Source organism: Vibrio sp. Vb1755 (assembly GCF_033338635.1).
In the GTDB taxonomy this organism is placed as follows: Bacteria; Pseudomonadota; Gammaproteobacteria; order Enterobacterales; family Vibrionaceae; genus Vibrio; species Vibrio alginolyticus.
Genome location: NZ_JAWOTA010000168.1, coordinates 1 through 1,350, shown reverse-complemented (window position 1 = coordinate 1,350; position 1,350 = coordinate 1). Strand labels below are relative to the sequence as shown.

General features: G+C 47.0%; 2 pseudogenes. Both read left to right on the top strand.

Going from position 1 to position 1,350, the window contains the following annotated elements:
- Window positions 1-729 (top strand): annotated as a pseudogene (gene vmeG / locus R7E00_RS23585) (efflux RND transporter periplasmic adaptor subunit VmeG); the annotation flags it as partial.
- A 1-nt stretch (window position 730) separates the two neighbouring features.
- Window positions 731-1,350 (top strand): annotated as a pseudogene (gene vmeH / locus R7E00_RS23580) (efflux RND transporter periplasmic adaptor subunit VmeH); the annotation flags it as partial.

Below are 1,350 nucleotides of genomic sequence, written 5' to 3'. Positions count from 1 at the left end.
GCGAATTTTGCGTTAGCTGATGTTCAGTACAAGCGCTATAAAAAGCTGCGGAAAGACCAAGTGGTCTCCGAACAAGATTTTGATGAAGCGAAAGCCAATCATAACTCCGCTAAAGCGCAATGGGATCAAGCCAAAGCGAACTTGCGCTACACCCAACTCGTTGCTCCTTAGGATAGCACTATTTCTTATCTTCCTGCCGAAAATCATGAATACGTTGCCGCCAAAGAAGGGGTGATGAACATTCAAACCAATCAGGTAATGAAGGTGATTTTTCAACTGCCTGACTATTTGCTCAACCGTTATACGCAAGGCGTGAATGTTTCAGCAAAAATGATATTCGATGCGTTTCCCGAACGCTCTTTCGATCTGACTTTCCAAGAAATTGACACCGAAGCCGACCCAAAAACAGGCAGCTATAAAGTGACGATGGTGATGGAAAGACCGCCAGAGCTAGGCATTCTTCCAGGTATGTCAGGCAATGCGTATCTCGTGTCACAAAACTCCGGAGCGACCAAAATTCCAGATTCTGCGCTCTTTGAAGAAAATGGAAAAACTTACGTTTGGCGCGTTGATGACCAAGGCGTGGTTGCGAAAGCCGACATTACGATGAATGACAATGGACAGATCTTGCAAGGGTTAGCGGATGGCGCTCAAATCATTATCTCAGGCATTAATGTCATTGAGCCGGGAATCAAAGTTCGGGCTTGGGTGAAGGAGCGAGGGTTGTAGTATGAAAGGAATCATAACCTTAACCGCGATTTTCGCAGCGCTTACTTTGGCTGGCTGTGGTGAAAAAAGGCCAGAAACAACCGTCGAAACCCCCAAAGTAAGTGTGGTTTCGCTAGAAGGTAATCGAGTTGATGACAATCTGTATTTTCCAGCTGTTGCGAACGCCGCGGACCGCTCTCATTTGAGTTTCCGTGTGGCGGGCGAAGTGAGTCGCGTGATGGTGCGAGAAGGGGATAAAGTGCAAAAAGGCGCTGTTATCGCCACCCTAGACCCAACGGATTATCAACTGGATGTCGATAATGCCACGGCGAGATTTTCTGTGGTCGACAGTCAATATCGCCGCTCTCGGCCTTTGGTGGATAAAGGTTTGTTGGCGAAGTCGCAGTTTGATGAAATTGCTGCGCAGCGCCAAATCGCATTGGCGGAATTGGAACTCGCTAAGTTGCGTTTATCGTTCACCACATTAAAAGCGCCGGTTGATGGCATCATTTCTCGGGTCAATATTGATCAATTTGAGAATGTTCAAGTTGGGCAACATATCGTCAATATCCACAGTCTGGATCGCGTAGAAGTTCTGATTCAATTGCCAGATCGCTTGTACGTCAAACAGCCTCCTACAGA